Source organism: Clostridium sp. TF11-13AC, from assembly GCF_003481065.1.
Lineage (GTDB): Bacteria > Bacillota > Clostridia > Lachnospirales > Lachnospiraceae > Otoolea > Otoolea fessa.
This window is the reverse complement of the sequence record NZ_QUKJ01000002.1, coordinates 625,661-644,520: the sequence shown is the minus strand read 5'-3', so window position 1 is coordinate 644,520 and position 18,860 is coordinate 625,661. Positions and strand designations below refer to the sequence as shown.

The following is an 18,860-nucleotide window of genomic DNA, read 5'->3' as shown; positions in this document are numbered from 1 at the left end:
ATCCTGATCAATGACCTAACTGATGTGCCATTTCTACAATTTCAGGAGTAGGGCCAACAACTCTTCCTTCGTCAAGAATCTGAACACCATCTACCCATACGCTGCAGTTTAAGCAAATACCATCAGAATGGGTTGCTGCCGGGATACCACCCGGAATATCCGAAACAAGCTGAGGACCAACATTACCAAATCCCCACTCTGTACATCCCCATACTCGCTCATCTTCTACGATATCGCCATTGAGCATTGCATTCGGTCCAAAACCAAAGCTTCCATGCGCAACCAGATAAATCTGTTTGTCATTGAATGATTTCATCCATTCTGCATAAGCCTTTGCATCAGTTCCTTCGCCTTCAATCTTGGTAACATAACCCTTTTCAATAGTAAATGTAATCGGATTCTTTACAGCTCCCAGAGGCGGTGTGATAGTACCATCTACAACGATCGTTCCATTGATGCTGTCAAAGTTCGGAGACCAGCTAATCTGTCCTGGGAACATCTTAATTTCACCCTTACGTACATGTCCGTCTGCTGTCACATAAGCTCTACCCGGCTCATTATCGCATTCCAGGTGCATACCATTTGGAGATGTGATTACAAAATGTTTTCCAGCCTCACAGAAATCAGAGATTGCCATGATAAATTTGGTCAGAAGATTATTATCAACTTTACCAATATTACGAACCATCAGCTCCGGATTAACTCCGCACAGATTCATGTATCTTGGTCTATCTTCTGGATCCGCTACAATCTTATCATATGCAGTTGAATAGAAGATCCATTTATTGTTATACTCTACCCAGGCATCACATCCCTTGATAGCTGCCACTAACGGCTCAATCGGCATATCAATATCGCCGGCTTTTCCACAGTCTCTTGGTGTTGACATTTTCAGGACCAGCGGTTTTGCCCCAAGAGCAAAAGCAGCTTTTGCTGTTGCGTTTACAACGTCCATATTCGACTCTGTATCACACGTAATAGCAAGGGATTCTCCGGGCTGCAAATCAAACATATCATAAAGCAGCTTATAGCACGCATTCGTTAATTCTAATTCGTACATGTATGTGTACCTCCTATCATTTTATTGTTTTCTTATCCTACTCTTCGTATCTAGCCAACGCAGCCAGATAAATCTTTGTATCACGAACCAAGTTATCAATTACCACATATTCATTTGGTGTATGACACATATCATCCAGTGTAGACCAGATTACAGCAGGAATATTTTTCTCCCGGAGAATGGCGCCGCAGGTGCCGCCTCCGATACCACCGCAGTAGGCCTTTGTTCCCGTCTCCGAGATTGCCTCCATCAAGCTCCGTACTACCTTACTTTCCGGCGAGGTAGGCGGCGGTGCTACCACCCGGGTCAGATACTCCACATTCATGTTAATTCCCGGGTATTTTGCCTCATATTGCTTCATAAGTCCTTGGATAAACTCCATCACTTCATCCACTGAATAATCCGGTAAAATTCTTAAATCCATACAAAATACATCTTTTCCCGGCATGACATTAGGACTTTCCACATTGGCAAATTTTTGTGTCACCTCAAAGGTCGACATTGGTGGATTGAACATGGTGTCTACTTTATCATATCTCGTTTTAAGAGCATCCTCCAATTCAACACCAAATTTCATTCCTATATAACATGCATTGATACCCAGATGTGGCATCGCTGCATGAGATGTTTTTCCGTTTATTGTAAATTTAAGCCAAATCTGCGATTTTTCTGCAATTTCAACAAAAGAGCCATCCGCGCTGCCCCCATCCGGAACAATTGCCTCATCTTTCGGCTGAATGAGTCCTTTATCAAGAAGTGCCTTCATGCCAAAATCACTTCCAGTTTCTTCATCCGACGCATAATAGAAGCACAAATTCCTATCTATCTGGATATGTTCGGCAAACAACGCCTCGCATGCATACATGGTAGTAATCACTGACTGGCTGTTATCTTCACATCCAAGTCCATAGATTCTTCCATCCTTTACTGTAGGAGTAAAAGGATCCGTATCCCAGGCACTTAAATCTCCCGGACCTACGGTGTCCACATGGCTGATAAACCACAGAGAACGATCCGTAAGCTTAGTTCCGGGGATTGTCACAACTACGTTGAGGCGCACGCCTTCTTTGACATTTTCGTCCGGAACCTCGTATACCTCATAGGGGATCTGGCGCTTATCGAACCATCGCATGATCCACTGCATTCTTGCATATTCGCCGGTGCCTCCCATCTTCGGATTGACAGCAGGTATCGAACTCATCTCTATCATATCTGCAACCATCTGTTCCCGTTTTTCTGAAATCAGATTCTGCAATTTCTGAACATCCATCGTGTACCTCTCCGTAATTTATTACTTATTGATTAATGACCAAGCTGTCTTGCCAGCTCTACAAACTCTTCGGTCGGGCCGACCACCTTACCTTCATCAAGAACCTGCACACCATCAATCCAGAGGCTGCAGTTCAATGCAATACCGTCCGAATGAGAAGCTGCAGCAATTCCACCTTCCATATCAGATACCAGCTGCGGACCAACATTTCCGATACCCCATTCTGTACAGCCCCATACACGCTCATCTTCTACGATGTCGCCGTTAAGCTGTGCCATCGGTCCAAATCCAAGACCACTATGAGCCATCAGGAACATATTCGGATCATCGAAGCTCTCCAGCCATGCACGGAAGTTTTCAGCATCTCTTCCACCTTCAATTTTTTTGATATAGCCCTTCTCGATATAGAACTTAACCGGTCCCTGTAATGCTCCGATTGGCGGAGAAAGAGTTCCATCAACCACAAGCACGCCATTTACACTCTCAAAGTTCGGAGACCAGCTGATCTGACCTGGGAACATCTTAATATCATTCTTACGAACGAATCCATCCGCCGTTACATAATCACGACCCGGTTCATTATCACACTCCAAATCCGTTCCTGCCGGAGTTGTAAAGCGCATATGATGTCCTGCCTCACAGTAATCCGAGAATCCCTGGATAAACTTGTTCAGAAGAATGTTGTCTACTTTACCAATGTTGCGAACCAACAGTTCCGGATGAACACCGTTCTGATTCATATATCTCGGACGATTGTTCGGATCTTCTGTAATCTTGTCATAAACGGTGGAATAGAAGATCAGCTTATAGTTGAATTCTACCCAGGCATCACAAGCTTTAATACCATCAATCAGTGCTTTCATCGGCATATCTTTATCGCCAGCTTTTGCGCCTTCCGGTGCAGCGATCTTAAAGATAAGTGGCTTAGCTCCGAGAATCACTGCTGCTTGTGCAGTTGCTTCTACAATCTCATCACTGGACATTGTATCAGTTGTAATCGCAATTGTCTCTCCAGGTTTCAACATGAACATGTCGCGAAGCAGCTTCAAACAAGCATCGAGAACTTCATATTCTAACATAACACCCTCCATTCTATTGTCTCTTGGGACAATGTGTCTTTTTTATTCTTAATTCCCGGCATTCGGGAATCTCTGAATCACTATTTACATTTTCCACACAAATGGCATCGGACAAAGTGACCAGGTTCTACTTCCTGCATTTCAGGATCCACTTCCATACAGATTTTCTGCTTAAAGGCACATCTGGTGTGGAAACTACAGCCACTTGGAATATTAACAGGAGATGGAATTTCCCCTTCACTCTTCACTTTCTTTGGTTTCAATGCTTCTTCTTCCGGTGTAACAACCGGAATCGCCGAAAGCAGCATCTGTGTATATGGGTGCATTGGTGCTTCATAGAATGTTTTTGTTGGAGCAATCTCACAAATCTTGCCCAAGTACATAATAGCAATCTTTGTGGATACGTTTCTCATAACACCCATATCATGTGTAATAAACATATATGTCAACTTCTGCTCTTCCTTCAGCTTCATCAGCATATTCAGAATCTTCGCCTGAATAGAAACATCCAGAGAAGAAGTTGGCTCATCCAAAATAATAAATTTCGGATTGCTGCAAAGAGCTCTGGCAATCGATACCAGCTGACGCTCGCCGCCTCCGATGGAGTTCGGCGTCTTATACATGAAATCCGGCGGCAATTCTACCATCTGAAGAATTTCACGAATTTTGTCATCTATCCCGTCTTTTGAAACTACATTGTGTACACGAAGAGGAAGACTTAAAATCTGACGAACATCTTGATACGGATTCAGGGATGAGCCCGGATCCTGAAATACAATCTGTGCATCCCGGCGAAAATCTTTGCTTCGTCCTTTTGTCTTATTCGTAATGGTCTGCCCGTTAAAAATAATCTCTCCATCCGTCTGACGGTACATTCCCATAACTGTATAGGCAATCGTACTCTTTCCGGAACCGGACTCGCCTACCAGTCCCATAACCTCTCCTTCATTGATGGAAAAATTAACTCCGTCAACGGCACGGACAAAGCGATCCTTTCCAATGGGGAAATACTGCTTTAAATCTTTTGCAATCAATAATTCTTTTCCCATTACTCCGCCCCCTCCTTTTCCGTTTTTCCATCTGCATAGCGGAAACAGGCAACTTTATGTTCCGGTTCAATCTCCACTACTGGCGGACGTTTTTTCTTACATATTTCCGTTGCGTATGGACATCTAGGTGCAAATCGACATCCTTCCGGAGGATTTACATAATCTGGTACATAACCGTAAATTCCTGCTGATAATCCGCCGCCTGAAAGCCTCGGTACACAGGAAAGAAGTCCCTGCGTATATGGATGAGACGGCGATTTAAACAAGTCTTCTGTCCGACATGTCTCCACAATATTTCCACCATACATGATATAGATTCGGTCTACCAGTTCTCTGGCCACGCCAAGAGAATGAGTAATCATAATCAATGAACGTTTCTTTTCTTCTACAAGCACTCGTAAAAGATGATGAATCTGATCCTGAATTGTAACATCCAGTGCTGTACACGGTTCATCCGCAATCAAGAGTTCCTTCGGTGTAACCAACGCTGATGCAATACAGACGCGCTGCCTCATGCCTCCTGATAACTGATGTGGATAACTTGCCATAATACGATCCGGATCCGACAACATAACACTGGTAAGTGCCTGATGTGCTGCCTCCGTGATGGCTTTTTTATCATTCTTTTTATAAAGACCGGAATACTTGATAATATCTGTCAGCTGCTGACCAATTGTAAATACTGGATTCAACGCTGACATAGGGGACTGAGAAATCATGGATATTCCGGTTCGTCGTAACTGTAAAAGTTCTGATTGCTTCATTTCCAGAACATTTTTTCCTGCAAAATCTATCTTGCCATCTGGAACATGGATTAAATCCTTTCCCAGAACTCCCATTACTGTTTTCATTGTTGTTGTCTTGCCACAGCCAGACTCACCAACCAGACCTATTTTCTCTCCTTTTCCTACCTGCAGATTGATATGATCAACCACTTTAGAATAACCGCGATAGGTACGATACCAAATAGAGAGGTCTTCAATATTTAAAATGTTTTCTCTCATCCTTAGTGCCCTCCCTTATCAAACATGTCGCGGATACCGTCTCCCAAGAAGTTAAAGCCTAAAATCATAAATGCAATACCAGCAGCTGGGAATATTGTCAGCCACCAGATATCCGGCATTAATGCAGCACCGTCAGAAATCATCTGTCCAAATGCCGGTGTAGGAGGCTGTTCACCCAGACCAACGAAACTCAAGGACGCTCCCATCAGAATAACCCAGCCTACATCCAGCGCCATTTTTGTAAAAATAGGAGACAAACAATTAGGAAGAATTTCTCTAAAGAGAATGTGCGCCTTGGAAGCTCCTATTAATTCTGCATTTTTAACAAAGTATTCTTCCGAAATAGATGATGCCTGGCTGTATACAAGTCGTGTATACCACGGCCACCACATAATTGTTACTGCGAGCATGGAGTTCATCATGTTCGGTTCCAGAATCGAAGCTACACACAGTGCCAGAATCAGAGACGGTACAGAAAGGAATACGTCCGAGATTCTCATGATAACTGCATCTATCTTAGTTCCATGATAATATCCGGCCAAAAGTCCAAGTACCGTTCCTACCGGAACAGAAATAGCCAGAACAACGATACTCATAATCAGTGCACCGCGGAAACTGAAGATAACTCGCGAAAAAACGTCACGTCCCATCTGATCAGTTCCAAATAAGTAGTCCTTACAAGGCGGAAGGCTGGCATTTGCGTAGTCAACAAAACTACCGATGCTTTCCGGATGCGGAACAATTACTTCTGCAAAAATTGCGAAGAAAAACGAAAGCAATACAAGCACAAGTCCAAATACTGACAGTTTATTGCGACTGAATTTGTATTTATAAATTCGAAGATTCTCTCTTGTGGATGGAGATAGAAGCGGTTTACGAGCCGCTTTTGTTTCACCTTGCGTACTCATTACTTACTTCCTCCCTTCCGCATTCTAGGATCCAGAGCAGCCACAATCAGGTCTACCACCAGATTCACTACAAAAAATGTAATACCGATAATCAAAACAACCGCACATATAGCATTTAAATCCTTAAACAACATTGCGTTAATTCCATATCTGGAAATACCAGGCCAGTTGAAAATACGCTCTACCAGGAATGCATTTCCCATCAAAGACGCAAAGTCCATACCCATGGTCGTAATTGCCGAGGTTGCTGACGGTTTCAGAAGATACTTCCGGATCAACAGGTTCGGAGGAAGTCCATGTCCCGTAGAAACTGCCATATATTCTTTGGCTGAGTTATCAACCAGAGAAGAGCGAAGGATTCTGGCATCCTGAACCATCGGCGGTACGGCAAGTGCAAGTGCCGGAAGAAGCAAATGTAAAAATGCATCCCAGGCCACTGTGAAATCACCTGCCAGCAACGCATCCAGCACAAAAAATCCAGTTACCGTTTTCGGAGCTACCAGTGTTGTGCTTAACCGTCCCAAAACCGGAATTGCCTGTAATTTATATCCAAACAGAAGCAAAAGCAGAATTCCGATTACGAATGCCGGAAGTGCTACTCCGATATAAGACAGAACTCGAATCAAACCATCTACCCATGTATTCTTGTATTTACCAGCCAGAAGTCCAAGAATAAATGTTCCGATTACCATAAATACACCAGCCATGATAATCAATTCCAATGTTGCTGGAAGAAACTGTGCCACGTCCATGGCTACCGGTCTCTTAGTTACAAAAGAGTTTCCAAAATTTCCTGTTACTGCACTAGTGAGCCATTTTACATATTGAACCGGGAACGGATCATAGAGGTTCATCTCCATGCGAAGCGCTTCTTTAGCTGCCTCAGTGGCTCTGGCTCCCAGAGCGATGGTAGCTACATCACCGGGAACAACTCTGGCAATGGTAAATATCAATAATGATGTTCCAAACAATACCAGGATTCCCATCAATAGCCGTTTTATTATGTATTTAATCACTACGCTTCACCTCTTACTGTCTGCAAAAAGGATGCTGCAAAATCATATATTTAGATTATAAATATGTTTTATTTTGCAGCAGAGCCTTTCACAAATCTTACTTTTGATCCAGATTATACTCAAATTCAGAGTAAACCTGACTATAACCATTTACACACTGTGGAACGCCACCCTGCTCTACAAACGGCCAGGTAACATAAGAGCTCTGGTAAGCACATCTCTCTGAAAGGTCACAGAGCCAAGCGCTCGGACAGACTTCATCAACAATATAGTTCTGGATATCTGCGTATTTTGCAAGACGCTCATCCGTATCTGTAGTTCCAAGTGCATCTTCAATCATATCGTTAACGGTTGAATCAGCTAACCACTCACCATTCTCCCAGGTTCCTTTTGTCTCATCTCCATAACGGCTCTGTAAATAGATACCTGCATCATCGAACGGCGGAGCAGAGTTGATAATTGTAATCTGCGGAGAAGTTTCTACTGAACCCATCTGATCAATCAGAGAAACCCACGGAGCTTTTGCAATTGTAATTGTCACTCCAATTTCTTTTGCTGCTGACTGCATCATCAGTGCAATCTTTTCAAGGTCAGATACATCCGAGTTAACAACAATTTCGATCGGATAGTTTGCATAATCATTTGCATATTTAGATGCTGCGATGTATTTCTTAGCCTGCTCAATATCAAATTTAAAAGCCTTTGTATCTACATGACCCATAACACCTGCTGGAACCGGACCGGTTGCCTTAACGGAATCTGGGAAAATAGAATTAAGGATCGTATCGTAATCAATTACGCAGTTCATCGCACGACGGAAATTAATATCATCCATCGGAGCTGCCTGTGTGTTCATGTATACATTATATTCCAGACCATTGCTGTATTTAGCAATCGAAATACCATCTATCTTGCTTAATGCAGACAATGTCTCAACACTCTGCCAGGTATCTGTGATATCCATCTCTTTATTGTTGATCATCGTTCGAACTGTGGTTGCTTCGGTGATAGCCATCTGTTTGAAAGCTTTCGGAGCTTTCTCATTCTCCCATCCCATAAACCAATCCGGATTCTGCTCAGCATAGAAATAATCCTGCTGTACCAGTTCAACTGCTTTATACGCACCCGAACCTGCATCATGTGTCAGGAGATAGGTTCTTCCGTAGTCACCATTCTCACCGTAATTTCCGGTTGACTGTGTATTTGCCTTTACTTCATCTTCATTCAGGATATACAAACGAACCAGAGCGTTAATAAATGGTCCATATGCCTGTTTCAGATGAAACTCAACTGTATAATCATCGACGGCTACTGTCGTTCCCGGCTCAACATAGCTTGTAAAAATATAAGCATATCCCTCACCAATCGTTAACAGACGATCCATCGAATACACAACATCCGAAGCTGTTAATTCATCCCCATTATGGAATTTAATTCCTTTCTTCAGGTTGAAAGTATATGTAAGACCATCCTCACTGATTGTCCAATCTTCTGCCACTCTCGGGATAACGCCTTCATCCGCTTCATTTGACGGGAATATCAGTGTATCATAAATATTGATCGCTGCAATTAAGCTAGAACCAGTATTTACAATGGCCGGATCCAGATCCGGTGTACCGGACACACCAATCTTGATGCAGCTTTCCGCTTCCGCTACCCCCTGTCCGATTGCTGCCGCCTGGCTTCCTTCTGCACTACCTTGATTCCCACCGCCACATCCAGTTAAAAGCATAGCAAACATCGACGCTGCCAATACAACACTCAAAACACGTCTTTTTTTCATTTGGTCCTCCTTTACTGCTGAAACCTTTCGGTTTATCCCGCCAAAGAGACGTACATCTCATGGCATTTTCTTCTTTTTTGTGTTTATTTTCAGATTCACTCATTGATATGTGATTATTATAGCAATTCAGCCCTTCCTCTTTCAATTGTGTTCAACCACAAATTCTTCTCATTTTTTTTGTTTCCAACAAACAGCCCGCCTTTACTGGGAGGACAGTTTCCGTCAATGGCGGACAGTTTTAGCACTTGTACACGTGAAGCGGAGCGTTTTGTTTCATAGGAACATCCTATGAAACAAAAAAACAGCCCCTGCCACACGACAGGGACTGCCTTTTATATTAGACTCTAGGAGTTAAGCTCTATATCTAATAATATGTAACGATTCACATCCGATTATTTATCTTCTGCGATACGTTTTTTGTTGATGTCTTTCCACATCTCAACGTCTACGCCCTTCCAGCAAAGCTTATCCGGGTTGTAGTACGGGTCTTTCTTTGCTTTCATCTGCTCTTCGTAGTCTTTGTACAGTGCAAATACCTTCGGAGACAGAAGCAGTACAACTAACATGTTGATCCATGTAGATCCACCAAGTGCAAGGTCAGAAAGATTCCAAGCCAGACCGGAATCGATATTGCCCCAGATGAAGATAAGGATAGGCATAACAATCTGCATAATTCTGATAACTACTTTACGGGTAGCTGCTTTATCATCGCCCTGGAACAGGTAAAGAACCGAAGTCTCGCCCTCATAATAGTAGCTGATTAAGCATGTAAAGGAGAACAGAGCCAGCATGATAGCAATGAACAGAGGAGCAATACTTCCCATAACGGTGCTGCAGGCATTCTGAACGAAAATAACGCCATATGTTCCATCTGCTGCTAACTGAGCCATCTGATCGTGCATTGCACCGGTACCACCGATGTAACCAAACTGTGTATTGTAGCATCCGCTTAAGAGCATCATCAGACCAGAAGCGGTACATACGATAACGGTATCCAGCCAAACACCAGCTGCGTTTGCCATACCCTGTTTAATCGGGTGGCTGGTCTCTGCTGCTGCTGCGGTCGGCATGGACTCACCCATACCAGATGCAGATGAGAATGTGCCTCGTTTAACACCCTGCTGGATAGCGATACCAACGCCGCCGCCCAGAAGAGCTTCTTTGGAACCAAATGCACAGGATACAACCTGAGCGATAACGCTCGGAATCTGACCTGCGTTTGCGATTAAGATAACAACTGTTGCAATCAGGTAAATGCCTACCATCGGCGGAACCAGCATAGATGCTACAGAACTGATTCGTTTAACACCACCCATAACTACAACTGCCATAGCCAGTGCGATAACCAGAGCCGTAATCCACATCGGAATACCTAAAGCGTTCTTAAATCCATCGCAGATTGTATAGGTAGCTGCTGCCGGCATGAATAATACAACGCCCAGTCCGAAGAATGCTGCATAGAAGGTACCATAAGCTTTCCAGCCAAGACCTCTCTCAGCACAGTAAGCACCGCCGCTTCGATACTGACCATCGATACGGTTCTTATAAAGTACGGATAATGTACACTCAGTAAAACAAACAGCAGAGTTTGTCATACCAGCGATGATCATCCAGAAGAGTGCGCCAGGTCCGCCCATGTAAAGAGCTACGGCTACACCGGCTACGTTACCGGTACCAACACGCATCGCCATGGTTGTACAGAAGGATGCGAATGAAGAAATACCGGATTCAGACTCCGACTTATCAATGATTCGGCTCCACATATCTTTAAAATGAACAAACTGGAAAAAGCCGAGACGGATTGTAAAGTATAAACCACTGCCAACAATCAGAACTAACATTCCAACGCCCCAAATGGGTCCGTTCAACATATTGACGATGTTGTTAATTGCTTCCATATAAAGTTCCCCCTTTATTTGATGTAGTGCCGCGCGCTGGCTAAGCAAGTTTTTCAATTCGCTCAAAAAACTTCTTGCTTTTGAAAAAATTATATCACTAAAGTGAAATTTGTTCAACAAAATTATTTGAATTTATTATGCAGAATTTTCATGATATAGCGTAGAATCATGAATTCCACTGTTTTTTTCATGAAATAAATTGCACTTTTTCGGGCGTCAATTAGTATAAATGCACAAGATATCATGATATTTTGTCTACAACTGCACCATTTTCCGTTAGACTCCCGTTCGGAATTTTGTCCATTTTCTTTCGGAGTTTCATGAATTTTGTTTACCATTTGTTTATTTTTTAACCTTTTGTGTGTTTCATTTAAATGAAATTTTTATGTTGTATTTGAGATCGTGGGCATATTTCTATCTTTTTCTCCCATTTCTTTCACGAATATGATATACTAGGGACACTTGGCAGAGCCATCGGAATGAATGTCCGCCGCACACGCACCCATGTAATCCGCCCGGATATTCCGTATGAATCAGATTCGTATTCTACATAATTCTTACAAATCTTCTCATCCTCCTTTGGTATCTGTCAGCTCTGTACATTTTATGAATCAGACCGAACGCTTATTACGAAAATGGAGGGAGTATTTTTTGGATCTCAAAGATATGCGGCTTTTTTTAGCCATTGCAGAAGAAAATAACCTGACGCGTGCCGCCCAGAAAAACGGTTACACGCAGTCGGCGGCAAGCCATATGCTGCGAAATATTGAAACAGAACTCGGGTTTTCCCTGTTTTCGCGTTCCCAGAGGGGACTTGCCCTGACGCGGAACGGCGAGGCACTGCTTTCCCCGATCCGGCGGACGCTGGCGGCGGCGGAATATTTTGATCAGACAGCTGCCTCCATCCGGGGTGTCCAGACCGGGCACATCCGGATCGGCGCTTACTTAAGCGCTTCCGTCCAATGGCTGCCGCCCGCCCTCAAAAAGTTTCTTACCGATTACCCGGATATGACCGTTGAAGTGCTGGAGGGGTGTTCACAGGAGATTGAAGGATGGCTGGAAAATAGCTCCATCGATTTCGGCATCGTCGGCCCCCACCCGGACGGAAAGATGGACTGGCTTCCCCTGAAAAAAGAACCCTACCTGGCTGTCTGCGCGAACGATTCCCCTTATGCTGAATATGAGCGCTTTGACTTAAAGGATCTCCCCAAGGTTTCTTATATAGAAGAAAAAGGTGAAAATGACCTGCTGCGCCAGTTCCAGCAGCTCGGCATCACACCGCCAAAGCCGTCGTTTACCTCGCAGAACACCTACTCCATGCTCGCGATGGTCAGCCACAACCTGGGCGTCTGCATCCTGCCGGAGCTGGTCGTCCGTGATATTTCTAAAAATGTTGTCCGGCTGCCGCTCAATCCGCCGATGGAGCGCGTGCTCGGTGTCCGGATTCCGTCAGCAAAAAAAGCGTCCCCAGCTGCCAGCCTGCTGATCGCGCAGCTGCAGCGGACAGTGTTTGAGTTAGAAGGGCCACTTTTATAGTCAGATGCTTTTTAGAAACTTAAGATGAAAGTTTTGGGAAAAGAGGAGTCATTCGAATATGAATTTTCAATCAATGGAATATTTTGCCGCGGTTGCGAAAAACCGCAGCTTCACTAGGGCCGCCGATGCGCTGCATATTACCCAGCAGACATTAAGCGCCCATATCGCCGGAATCGAGCGGGAGCTTGGATGTCCGCTCCTAATCCGTCACATCCCGCTGGAGCTTACCTATGCGGGGGAGGTATTTCTGCGCTATGCAACGGAATTTAATACAAAATATGACTGTATGCTTCACGAATTTGGCGATATTTTAAATAACCAGACAGGAAAACTGCGGATCGGCATCGCATTCACGCGCGGACACGCCATCATGCCGGAGCTGATCGCCGCCTTTCAAAAGGAATATCCCGGCGTGGATGTGGAACTCGTCGAATCTTCCAACGATGTGCTACAAAAATACCTGCTGGACGGCACAATTGATCTGGCGATCGCCAATTTTTCAGTTCGCATTCCCGGCATCATTCTGCGGGATTTCTATGAGGAAGAGATGGTTCTCATCGTCTCCACTGCCCTGCTGCAGAACATTTACGGCAAACAGACCGAAGCCATTATCCAGGAAGTCAGCCGCCATCACCGCTACTCCCTTCTGGCTCCATGTCCGTTTCTCCTAAACCGTGAACATGATCTAGTCGGACGCATCGGGCGGAATATCCTCGCGACAGACAACTTCGTCCCCTCGGTTCATGCCTGCTCTGACAACATCGCTACCCTGCTTGCCCTCTGCGCGATGGGAAAAGGTGCCTGCATCAGCCCAAAAAACCTCGCATTTTCTATTCTCAGCAAGGAACAGCTGGATACACTCCATGTCTTTACGCTCGGGGAAGAAGCGCGGTACCCGATCAAATTTGCGTGGCTGGAACAGAGCTATGAGTGGAATATGATTTCACGGTTTATTGAATCGTCGCTGAAATGCACTCATTAAAAACAGGGGAGACAGCCACACACACACCGCTGTCTCCCCTGTTTATTCCCCAAATGGTCCCTGTGCGCCTCGGCGCACGCCTCTTATTCATCTACCAATGTAATCTGTACCCGTTTCCCCATCGCCGCTGCGATCTTTACCATAAAATCCAGCGACGGATTGTAGCTGCCGCTCTCGAAGCGGGTGATATTCGGCTGGGAAATCCCCGCCTTTCTGCCAAGCTCCGTTTGTGTCATGCCGTTTAACTTACGATTCTGCTTAAATCCCTCGATCGTCGCCTCCCGCGCCTCCTGCTGCCAGCGCTCCATCCACTGTCTGTATTCCGCATCCGTCTGAAACGTCTCCGGAATCCTGTTTACGTTTTTCATTGTGCTACCTTCTCCTTTTCGAATCTGCTCTGCCGCGGCGCCACCCTCCCAAAGCCCGCCGCTGCCGTCCTCTATAGAATACCATCTTTCCACCCTATAAATCAAGGTATTTCCCTGTAACGGTTCACCGGCAGTTACTTTAGATCGCCTTTTCCCCTAAAACATACGATTCGCGCGCTCTGCCACTTGAAAGCAATGCCTCTCTTCTGGTATAATAGATGGACTTATGCAAACATCTGCCTGACCGCTTCCAATCGGCGGACTTCTAGATATTTGCGGCAAATCTTATATAATGTTTGAGGAGTTACAATTTCATGGAAAAAAGAGAATCTTTCAACAGTAAGTGGGGCTTCATCCTCGCCTGTATCGGCTCGGCGGTCGGTATGGGAAATCTCTGGATGTTTCCCACCCGCGTCTCCCTGTACGGCGGTGGCTCGTTCCTGATCCCGTACTTTATCTTCGTCGCCCTGATCGGCTCCACGGGTGTCATCGGGGAAATGTGCCTGGGACGCGGCACCCGCTCCGGTCCAATCGACGCGTTCGGCGCTGCCTGCGAGACACGCGGCAGGCGCAAACTGGGTGACGCGCTCGGTTTCATCCCGGCAGCCGGTTCCCTCGCGATGGCGATCGGCTATACCGTCGTCATGGGCTGGATCCTAAAATATGCCATCGGAGCCTTTACCGGTGCCACGCTTGCCCCGGCCGACACAGACGGTTTTGCCTCTGCTTTCGGCTCTATGGCGTCCGCATTTGGAAACAATGGCTGGCAGCTTGCCGCCCTCTTCTTCTGCATTCTGATTCTGATGTTCGGCGTCGGAAGCGGAATCGAGAACGCCAACAAGCTGATGATGCCGGTATTCTTCATCCTGTTTGTCTTTTTAGGCATCTACGTAGCATTCCAGCCGGGTGCGATGCAGGGTTACCGCTACATTTTCCGCATCGATCCTGAGATCCTCGCAGACCCAAAAACATGGATTTTCGCACTGGGGCAGGCATTTTTCTCCCTGTCCGTCGCCGGAAATGGAACCTTAATCTACGGTTCCTACCTCTCCGATGAGGAAAACATCCCGGCATCCGCCGCGCGGGTTGCCCTGTTTGATACGATCGCCGCGATTCTCGCCGCCCTCGTCATCATCCCGGCAATGGCAACCACCGGCGCAAAACTTGATCAGGGTGGTCCGGGACTTCTCTTCATCTACCTCCCGAACCTCATCCGCTCAATGCCGGGCGGTACGTTGATCGCGATTATTTTCTTCGTAGCCGTTCTCTTCGCCGGGATGACCTCCCTGCTCAATCTCTACGAAGCACCGATCGCCACCGTCCAGGAAAAACTCCACCTCGGCCGCGTCCCTGCCTGCGCAGTTATCGGTATCATCGGAGCTGCCGTCTCCCTGTTAATCCAGGGCATCGTCTCCGACTGGATGGACGTTCTCTCCATCTACATCTGCCCTCTCGGTGCCGGACTCGCCGGAATCATGTTCTTCTGGGTATTCGGAAAAGACTATGCAGAAACGCAGGTCAACAAAGGCCGCGAAAAGAATTTTACAAAATGGTTTGTACCGGTGTGCCGCTATATTTATATTCCGGTATGTGCGCTGGTATTAATATTAGGCATCGCATTGGGCGGTATTGGATGATATGAAAAAGAATGTGCCTTGGCACATTCTCGCGGAGCGTTTTTTATTTCATAGGACACAATTTCCTATGAAATAAAAAAATGATTGACAAATCTCATTTCCGCGCTATAATAAGAACTATCATTTAAAACCTACAAAATAAGTAGGAAATATATTTTTATAATCGTTTATGAATTTTAAGGAAAGGAGGAAACCATCATGAGAACATCTTATTCAGTTATGTCTGCTATGTGTTGTTGTATGGAGTGTATGTGCTGCTGTTGCTGTGACACTCTTACTTTTGTTGTGCAGACAGATAACTGGATGATATCTTCATGAGGTTTTTCTCATCTTTCTTTCACTGGAAAGTGATAGATACAATCCAATTTAGGAGGTCTGGACAACCAGACCTCCTTTTTTGTACCTATTTATATTTTAGTATGCAAAATCAAACAATTATATTGCATTCAAATATATCATTCGTATAAAAAACGCGACACATACAGAAGACATTTTTCAGGAATTATCCCTTAAAAATGTGCTTCCCCAGATAAACAAAGTTAAAGGAGACCAGAAATGATTCGATTTGAACATTTAAGTAAAACATTCCAGACGAAAGACGGTGCATTTGAAGCACTGAAGGATGTGTCCTTCGAAATCGAAAAGGGCGATATCTACGGCGTCATCGGTTACAGCGGTGCCGGAAAATCCACCCTGATCCGAATGGTAAACGCCCTGGAAAGACCGACTTCCGGAAAGATTTTCGTTGAAGATAAGGACATTGGAAGCCTGAGTGCAAAAGAGCTTCGCAGCCTCCGAAAGGGAATCGGAATGATTTTCCAGCAGTTCAACCTCCTGGAATCCAAGACAATTTACGACAACGTCGCGATTGCCCTGAAACTAAACGGTACCCCGAAAAAAGACATCGAAGCGCGTGTGAATGAGCTGCTGGAGTTCGTCGAACTTTCCGATAAGAAGTCCTACTATCCGGGACAGCTCTCCGGCGGACAGAAACAGCGCGTCGGTATCGCAAGGGCGCTTGCAAATAATCCGTCGATTCTTCTCTGCGATGAGGCGACCAGCGCCCTCGACCCGAAAACGACCGATTCCATTCTCGATTTGCTAAAGAAGATTAATGAAACTCTTCATATTACAATTGTGATTATCACACATGAGATGAATGTCATCCAGAAAATCTGTAATAAAGTCGCCGTCATGGATTTCGGTAAAGTCGTAGAAACGGGCTCTGTCATCCAGGTTTTCTCAGACCCGCAGTCCGATATCGCCAAACGGTTTGTCGGCAATCTCATCCGCGACGTTATTCCGGAACCGCTCGTCGAGAGCATCCGACGTGAAACGCGGAACAGCCGTCTGCTCCGCATCAAGCTGGAAAATACAGACAGCACCGAGCCGCTTCTCTGGGATATCAACCGGCGGTTTGAGGTGGAAACCAACATTCTCTACTCCACCATCAACGTCATTCAGGGCATCGTCGTCGGCATCATGCTCGTCCTCTTCATCGGAAGCGACGAGGAAATCAAAAAAGCCGAGCGCTACATTCTCGAATCAAACGAAGAATATAAGGAGGTTATATTACCATGATTCAGCAGTATTTAGGCATTTCGCCGGACAAACTCATCAAGGCCGGTTGGGAAACCCTGTATATGGTCGGTTTTTCCCTGATTATCGGTTCCATCGTCGGATTTTTCATCGCCATTGTCTTATGGCTGACCCGCAAAGGCGGGCTCAAGGAAAATCCATTGCTTTACACGATTTTAAACGGTTTCATCAACATCATCCGAAGCACACCGTTTATCATCCTTCTGGTATGTGTAATGCCCTTTACGAAAATCATCGTCGGCACCCGGATCGGTACCAAGGCGGCTATCGTGCCGTTAGTTATCTATACCGCCCCATTTTTAGCAAGACTTCTTGAGACATCGCTTCTGGAAGTCGGCGGTGGCATCATCGAGGCAGCCCAGTCGATGGGAGCGACCACGTTCCAGATTATCGTTCATTTTGTGCTTCCGGAAGCATTTGCTTCGGTTATCCTGGCTCTGACAACCGGCACCATCGCCCTCATCGGAGCAACTGCGATGGCTGGCTACATCGGAGGCGGCGGCATCGGAAACATCGCCCTGACCTACGGCTATCAGACCTTTAACTTCCCGCTGATGTTTGCGACCGTTTTCATCCTGATTGCATTTGTCTGGATCATCCAGAGTCTGGGAAACCGGCTGTCACAGAAGAGACGGACACATCAGTAAACCAAATCATATCATAAAAGCTATTAAATTATTTTATATACAAAATAACAAAACGAAAAAAGGAGAACCCCATTATGAAAAATGTAAAAGCCTATGTAAGAACCACCCTGACCGCCGGTCTGATCCTCGCAGCTGCTGTTCTGGGAGGCTGCTCAAAGAGTGATGCTGGAAGCTCCGCTGCTGATACTGCCGCTGCTTCTTCCGGCACCGAATCTGCTGCTTCCGCCGATGCTTCCAATTCTAATAAGAAGGAGCTCAAATACGGAAAAGCTGCCGGTCCGTACACTGTCTTATTTGAGGATGCCATCAAACCAATTCTGGAAAAAGAGGGCTATACACTCACCGAGGTTGATTTCTCTGACCTTCTCCAGAATGACCTTGCTTTAAATGACGGCGAGATCGATTTCAATGTAGAGCAGCATACCGCTTATGCTGAAAACTTCAACGAAGCCCAGAAGGGTAACCTGGTCCCGATTTCCCCGATTCCTACCGTTCCGGCTGCCATCTTTTCTGCCACCGAAACCTCTCTGGACGCCATTCAAGACGGTGCCAAAGTAGCCGTTCCGGACGATGCCGCCAACACAGCCCGCGCTTATGTTCTCTTACAGAAAGCCGGATGGATCACCTTAAACCCGGATGTGGATCTCTCCACTGTCACCCAGGCGGATATCACAGAAAACCCTTACAACATCGAATTTACCGAAATGAACTCCACCAATATTCCAGCTGTTTTAGATGACTTTGATTATGCGGTTATCACCGGAAGTATTGTATACAATGCAGGAATCGATCCATCCACTGCCCTTCTTCAGGAAGACATTCTGCCGCATCTGATTCTGCAGGTCGTTGTAAAAGAGGAAAATAAAGATGCTCAGTGGACAAAAGATATTGTTGCTGCTTACCACTCCGATGAATTCAAAGAATATTTAGACAAGAATAACAATGGTTTATGGTTTGTTCCGGAGGAACTGTTTAACTAATAGGAAACAGCATCGGAAGGCATCAGCAGGAAACAGGAGGATTT

16 protein-coding genes are annotated in these 18,860 nt (G+C 45.5%); 6 read left to right on the top strand and 10 right to left on the bottom strand.

The genetic code is table 11. The features are described 5' to 3' along the window. Positions 1 to 7 precede the first annotated feature (7 nt). The 9 genes from DXD12_RS07275 to DXD12_RS07235 all read right to left on the bottom strand — a co-directional run bounded on the left by DXD12_RS07275 (position 8) and on the right by DXD12_RS07235 (position 11,067). Positions 8 to 1,060 (bottom strand): aminopeptidase, encoded by a 1,053-nt coding sequence (locus DXD12_RS07275; protein WP_118629071.1) that lies wholly within the window; start codon positions 1,058 to 1,060, stop codon positions 8 to 10. Positions 1,061 to 1,097: 37 nt separating this feature from the next. Then, positions 1,098 to 2,330, bottom strand: coding sequence for a M20 family metallo-hydrolase (locus tag DXD12_RS07270; protein ID WP_118629073.1), 1,233 nt, complete (start codon positions 2,328 to 2,330; stop codon positions 1,098 to 1,100). Positions 2,331 to 2,362: 32 nt separating this feature from the next. Then, the gene (locus tag DXD12_RS07265) at positions 2,363 to 3,409 is read right to left on the bottom strand and encodes a leucyl aminopeptidase (protein WP_107000987.1); all 1,047 of its coding nucleotides are present in this window, start codon (positions 3,407 to 3,409) and stop codon (positions 2,363 to 2,365) included. A gap of 80 nt (positions 3,410 to 3,489) precedes the next feature. After that, positions 3,490 to 4,458, bottom strand: coding sequence for an ABC transporter ATP-binding protein (locus DXD12_RS07260; protein ID WP_107000605.1), 969 nt, complete (start codon positions 4,456 to 4,458; stop codon positions 3,490 to 3,492). Then, on the bottom strand, positions 4,458 to 5,462 hold the full coding sequence (locus DXD12_RS07255; RefSeq protein ID WP_107000606.1) for an ABC transporter ATP-binding protein: 1,005 nt from the start codon (positions 5,460 to 5,462) through the stop codon (positions 4,458 to 4,460). The genes DXD12_RS07260 and DXD12_RS07255 overlap by 1 nt, the downstream gene beginning before the upstream one ends. 2 nt (positions 5,463 to 5,464) lie before the next feature. Continuing rightward, a complete protein-coding gene (locus DXD12_RS07250; protein ID WP_107000607.1) occupies positions 5,465 to 6,370 on the bottom strand; it encodes an ABC transporter permease in 906 nt (301 codons plus the stop codon). After that, complete coding sequence (locus DXD12_RS07245) at positions 6,370 to 7,386, bottom strand: ABC transporter permease (protein ID WP_233430204.1); 1,017 nt, start codon at positions 7,384 to 7,386, stop codon at positions 6,370 to 6,372. The genes DXD12_RS07250 and DXD12_RS07245 overlap by 1 nt, the downstream gene beginning before the upstream one ends. 97 nt (positions 7,387 to 7,483) lie before the next feature. Next, complete coding sequence (locus DXD12_RS07240; protein ID WP_118629075.1) at positions 7,484 to 9,169, bottom strand: ABC transporter substrate-binding protein; 1,686 nt, start codon at positions 9,167 to 9,169, stop codon at positions 7,484 to 7,486. 392 nt (positions 9,170 to 9,561) lie between these two features. Further along, on the bottom strand, positions 9,562 to 11,067 hold the full coding sequence (locus tag DXD12_RS07235) for an alanine/glycine:cation symporter family protein (RefSeq protein WP_118629077.1): 1,506 nt from the start codon (positions 11,065 to 11,067) through the stop codon (positions 9,562 to 9,564). Positions 11,068 to 11,718: 651 nt separating this feature from the next. Here DXD12_RS07235 and DXD12_RS07230 point away from each other — a divergent pair. Then, positions 11,719 to 12,603, top strand: a complete 885-nt coding sequence (locus tag DXD12_RS07230; RefSeq protein WP_181357188.1) for a LysR family transcriptional regulator — start codon at positions 11,719 to 11,721, stop codon at positions 12,601 to 12,603. A 58-nt stretch (positions 12,604 to 12,661) separates the two neighbouring features. Further along, the gene (locus DXD12_RS07225; protein ID WP_118468310.1) at positions 12,662 to 13,585 is read left to right on the top strand and encodes a LysR family transcriptional regulator; all 924 of its coding nucleotides are present in this window, start codon (positions 12,662 to 12,664) and stop codon (positions 13,583 to 13,585) included. Between the two features lie 83 nt (positions 13,586 to 13,668). Here the strand turns inward: DXD12_RS07225 and DXD12_RS07220 are convergent, their stop codons facing one another. After that, a complete protein-coding gene (locus tag DXD12_RS07220) occupies positions 13,669 to 13,953 on the bottom strand; it encodes a helix-turn-helix transcriptional regulator (RefSeq protein ID WP_243105355.1) in 285 nt (94 codons plus the stop codon). 314 nt (positions 13,954 to 14,267) lie between these two features. Here DXD12_RS07220 and DXD12_RS07215 point away from each other — a divergent pair, with 314 nt between their 5' ends. From DXD12_RS07215 to DXD12_RS07200, 4 genes are all read left to right on the top strand, one after another. Next, positions 14,268 to 15,590, top strand: a complete 1,323-nt coding sequence (locus DXD12_RS07215; protein ID WP_107000612.1) for a sodium-dependent transporter — start codon at positions 14,268 to 14,270, stop codon at positions 15,588 to 15,590. Positions 15,591 to 16,145: 555 nt separating this feature from the next. Continuing rightward, the gene (locus tag DXD12_RS07210; protein WP_118524072.1) at positions 16,146 to 17,171 is read left to right on the top strand and encodes an ATP-binding cassette domain-containing protein; all 1,026 of its coding nucleotides are present in this window, start codon (positions 16,146 to 16,148) and stop codon (positions 17,169 to 17,171) included. After that, positions 17,168 to 17,836, top strand: coding sequence for a methionine ABC transporter permease (locus DXD12_RS07205; RefSeq protein ID WP_107000614.1), 669 nt, complete (start codon positions 17,168 to 17,170; stop codon positions 17,834 to 17,836). The genes DXD12_RS07210 and DXD12_RS07205 overlap by 4 nt, the downstream gene beginning before the upstream one ends. A gap of 74 nt (positions 17,837 to 17,910) precedes the next feature. Continuing rightward, positions 17,911 to 18,816: a MetQ/NlpA family ABC transporter substrate-binding protein gene (locus DXD12_RS07200; protein ID WP_118637921.1), complete on the top strand. Its 906-nt coding sequence runs from the start codon at positions 17,911 to 17,913 to the stop codon at positions 18,814 to 18,816. Positions 18,817 to 18,860: the final 44 nt, after the last annotated feature.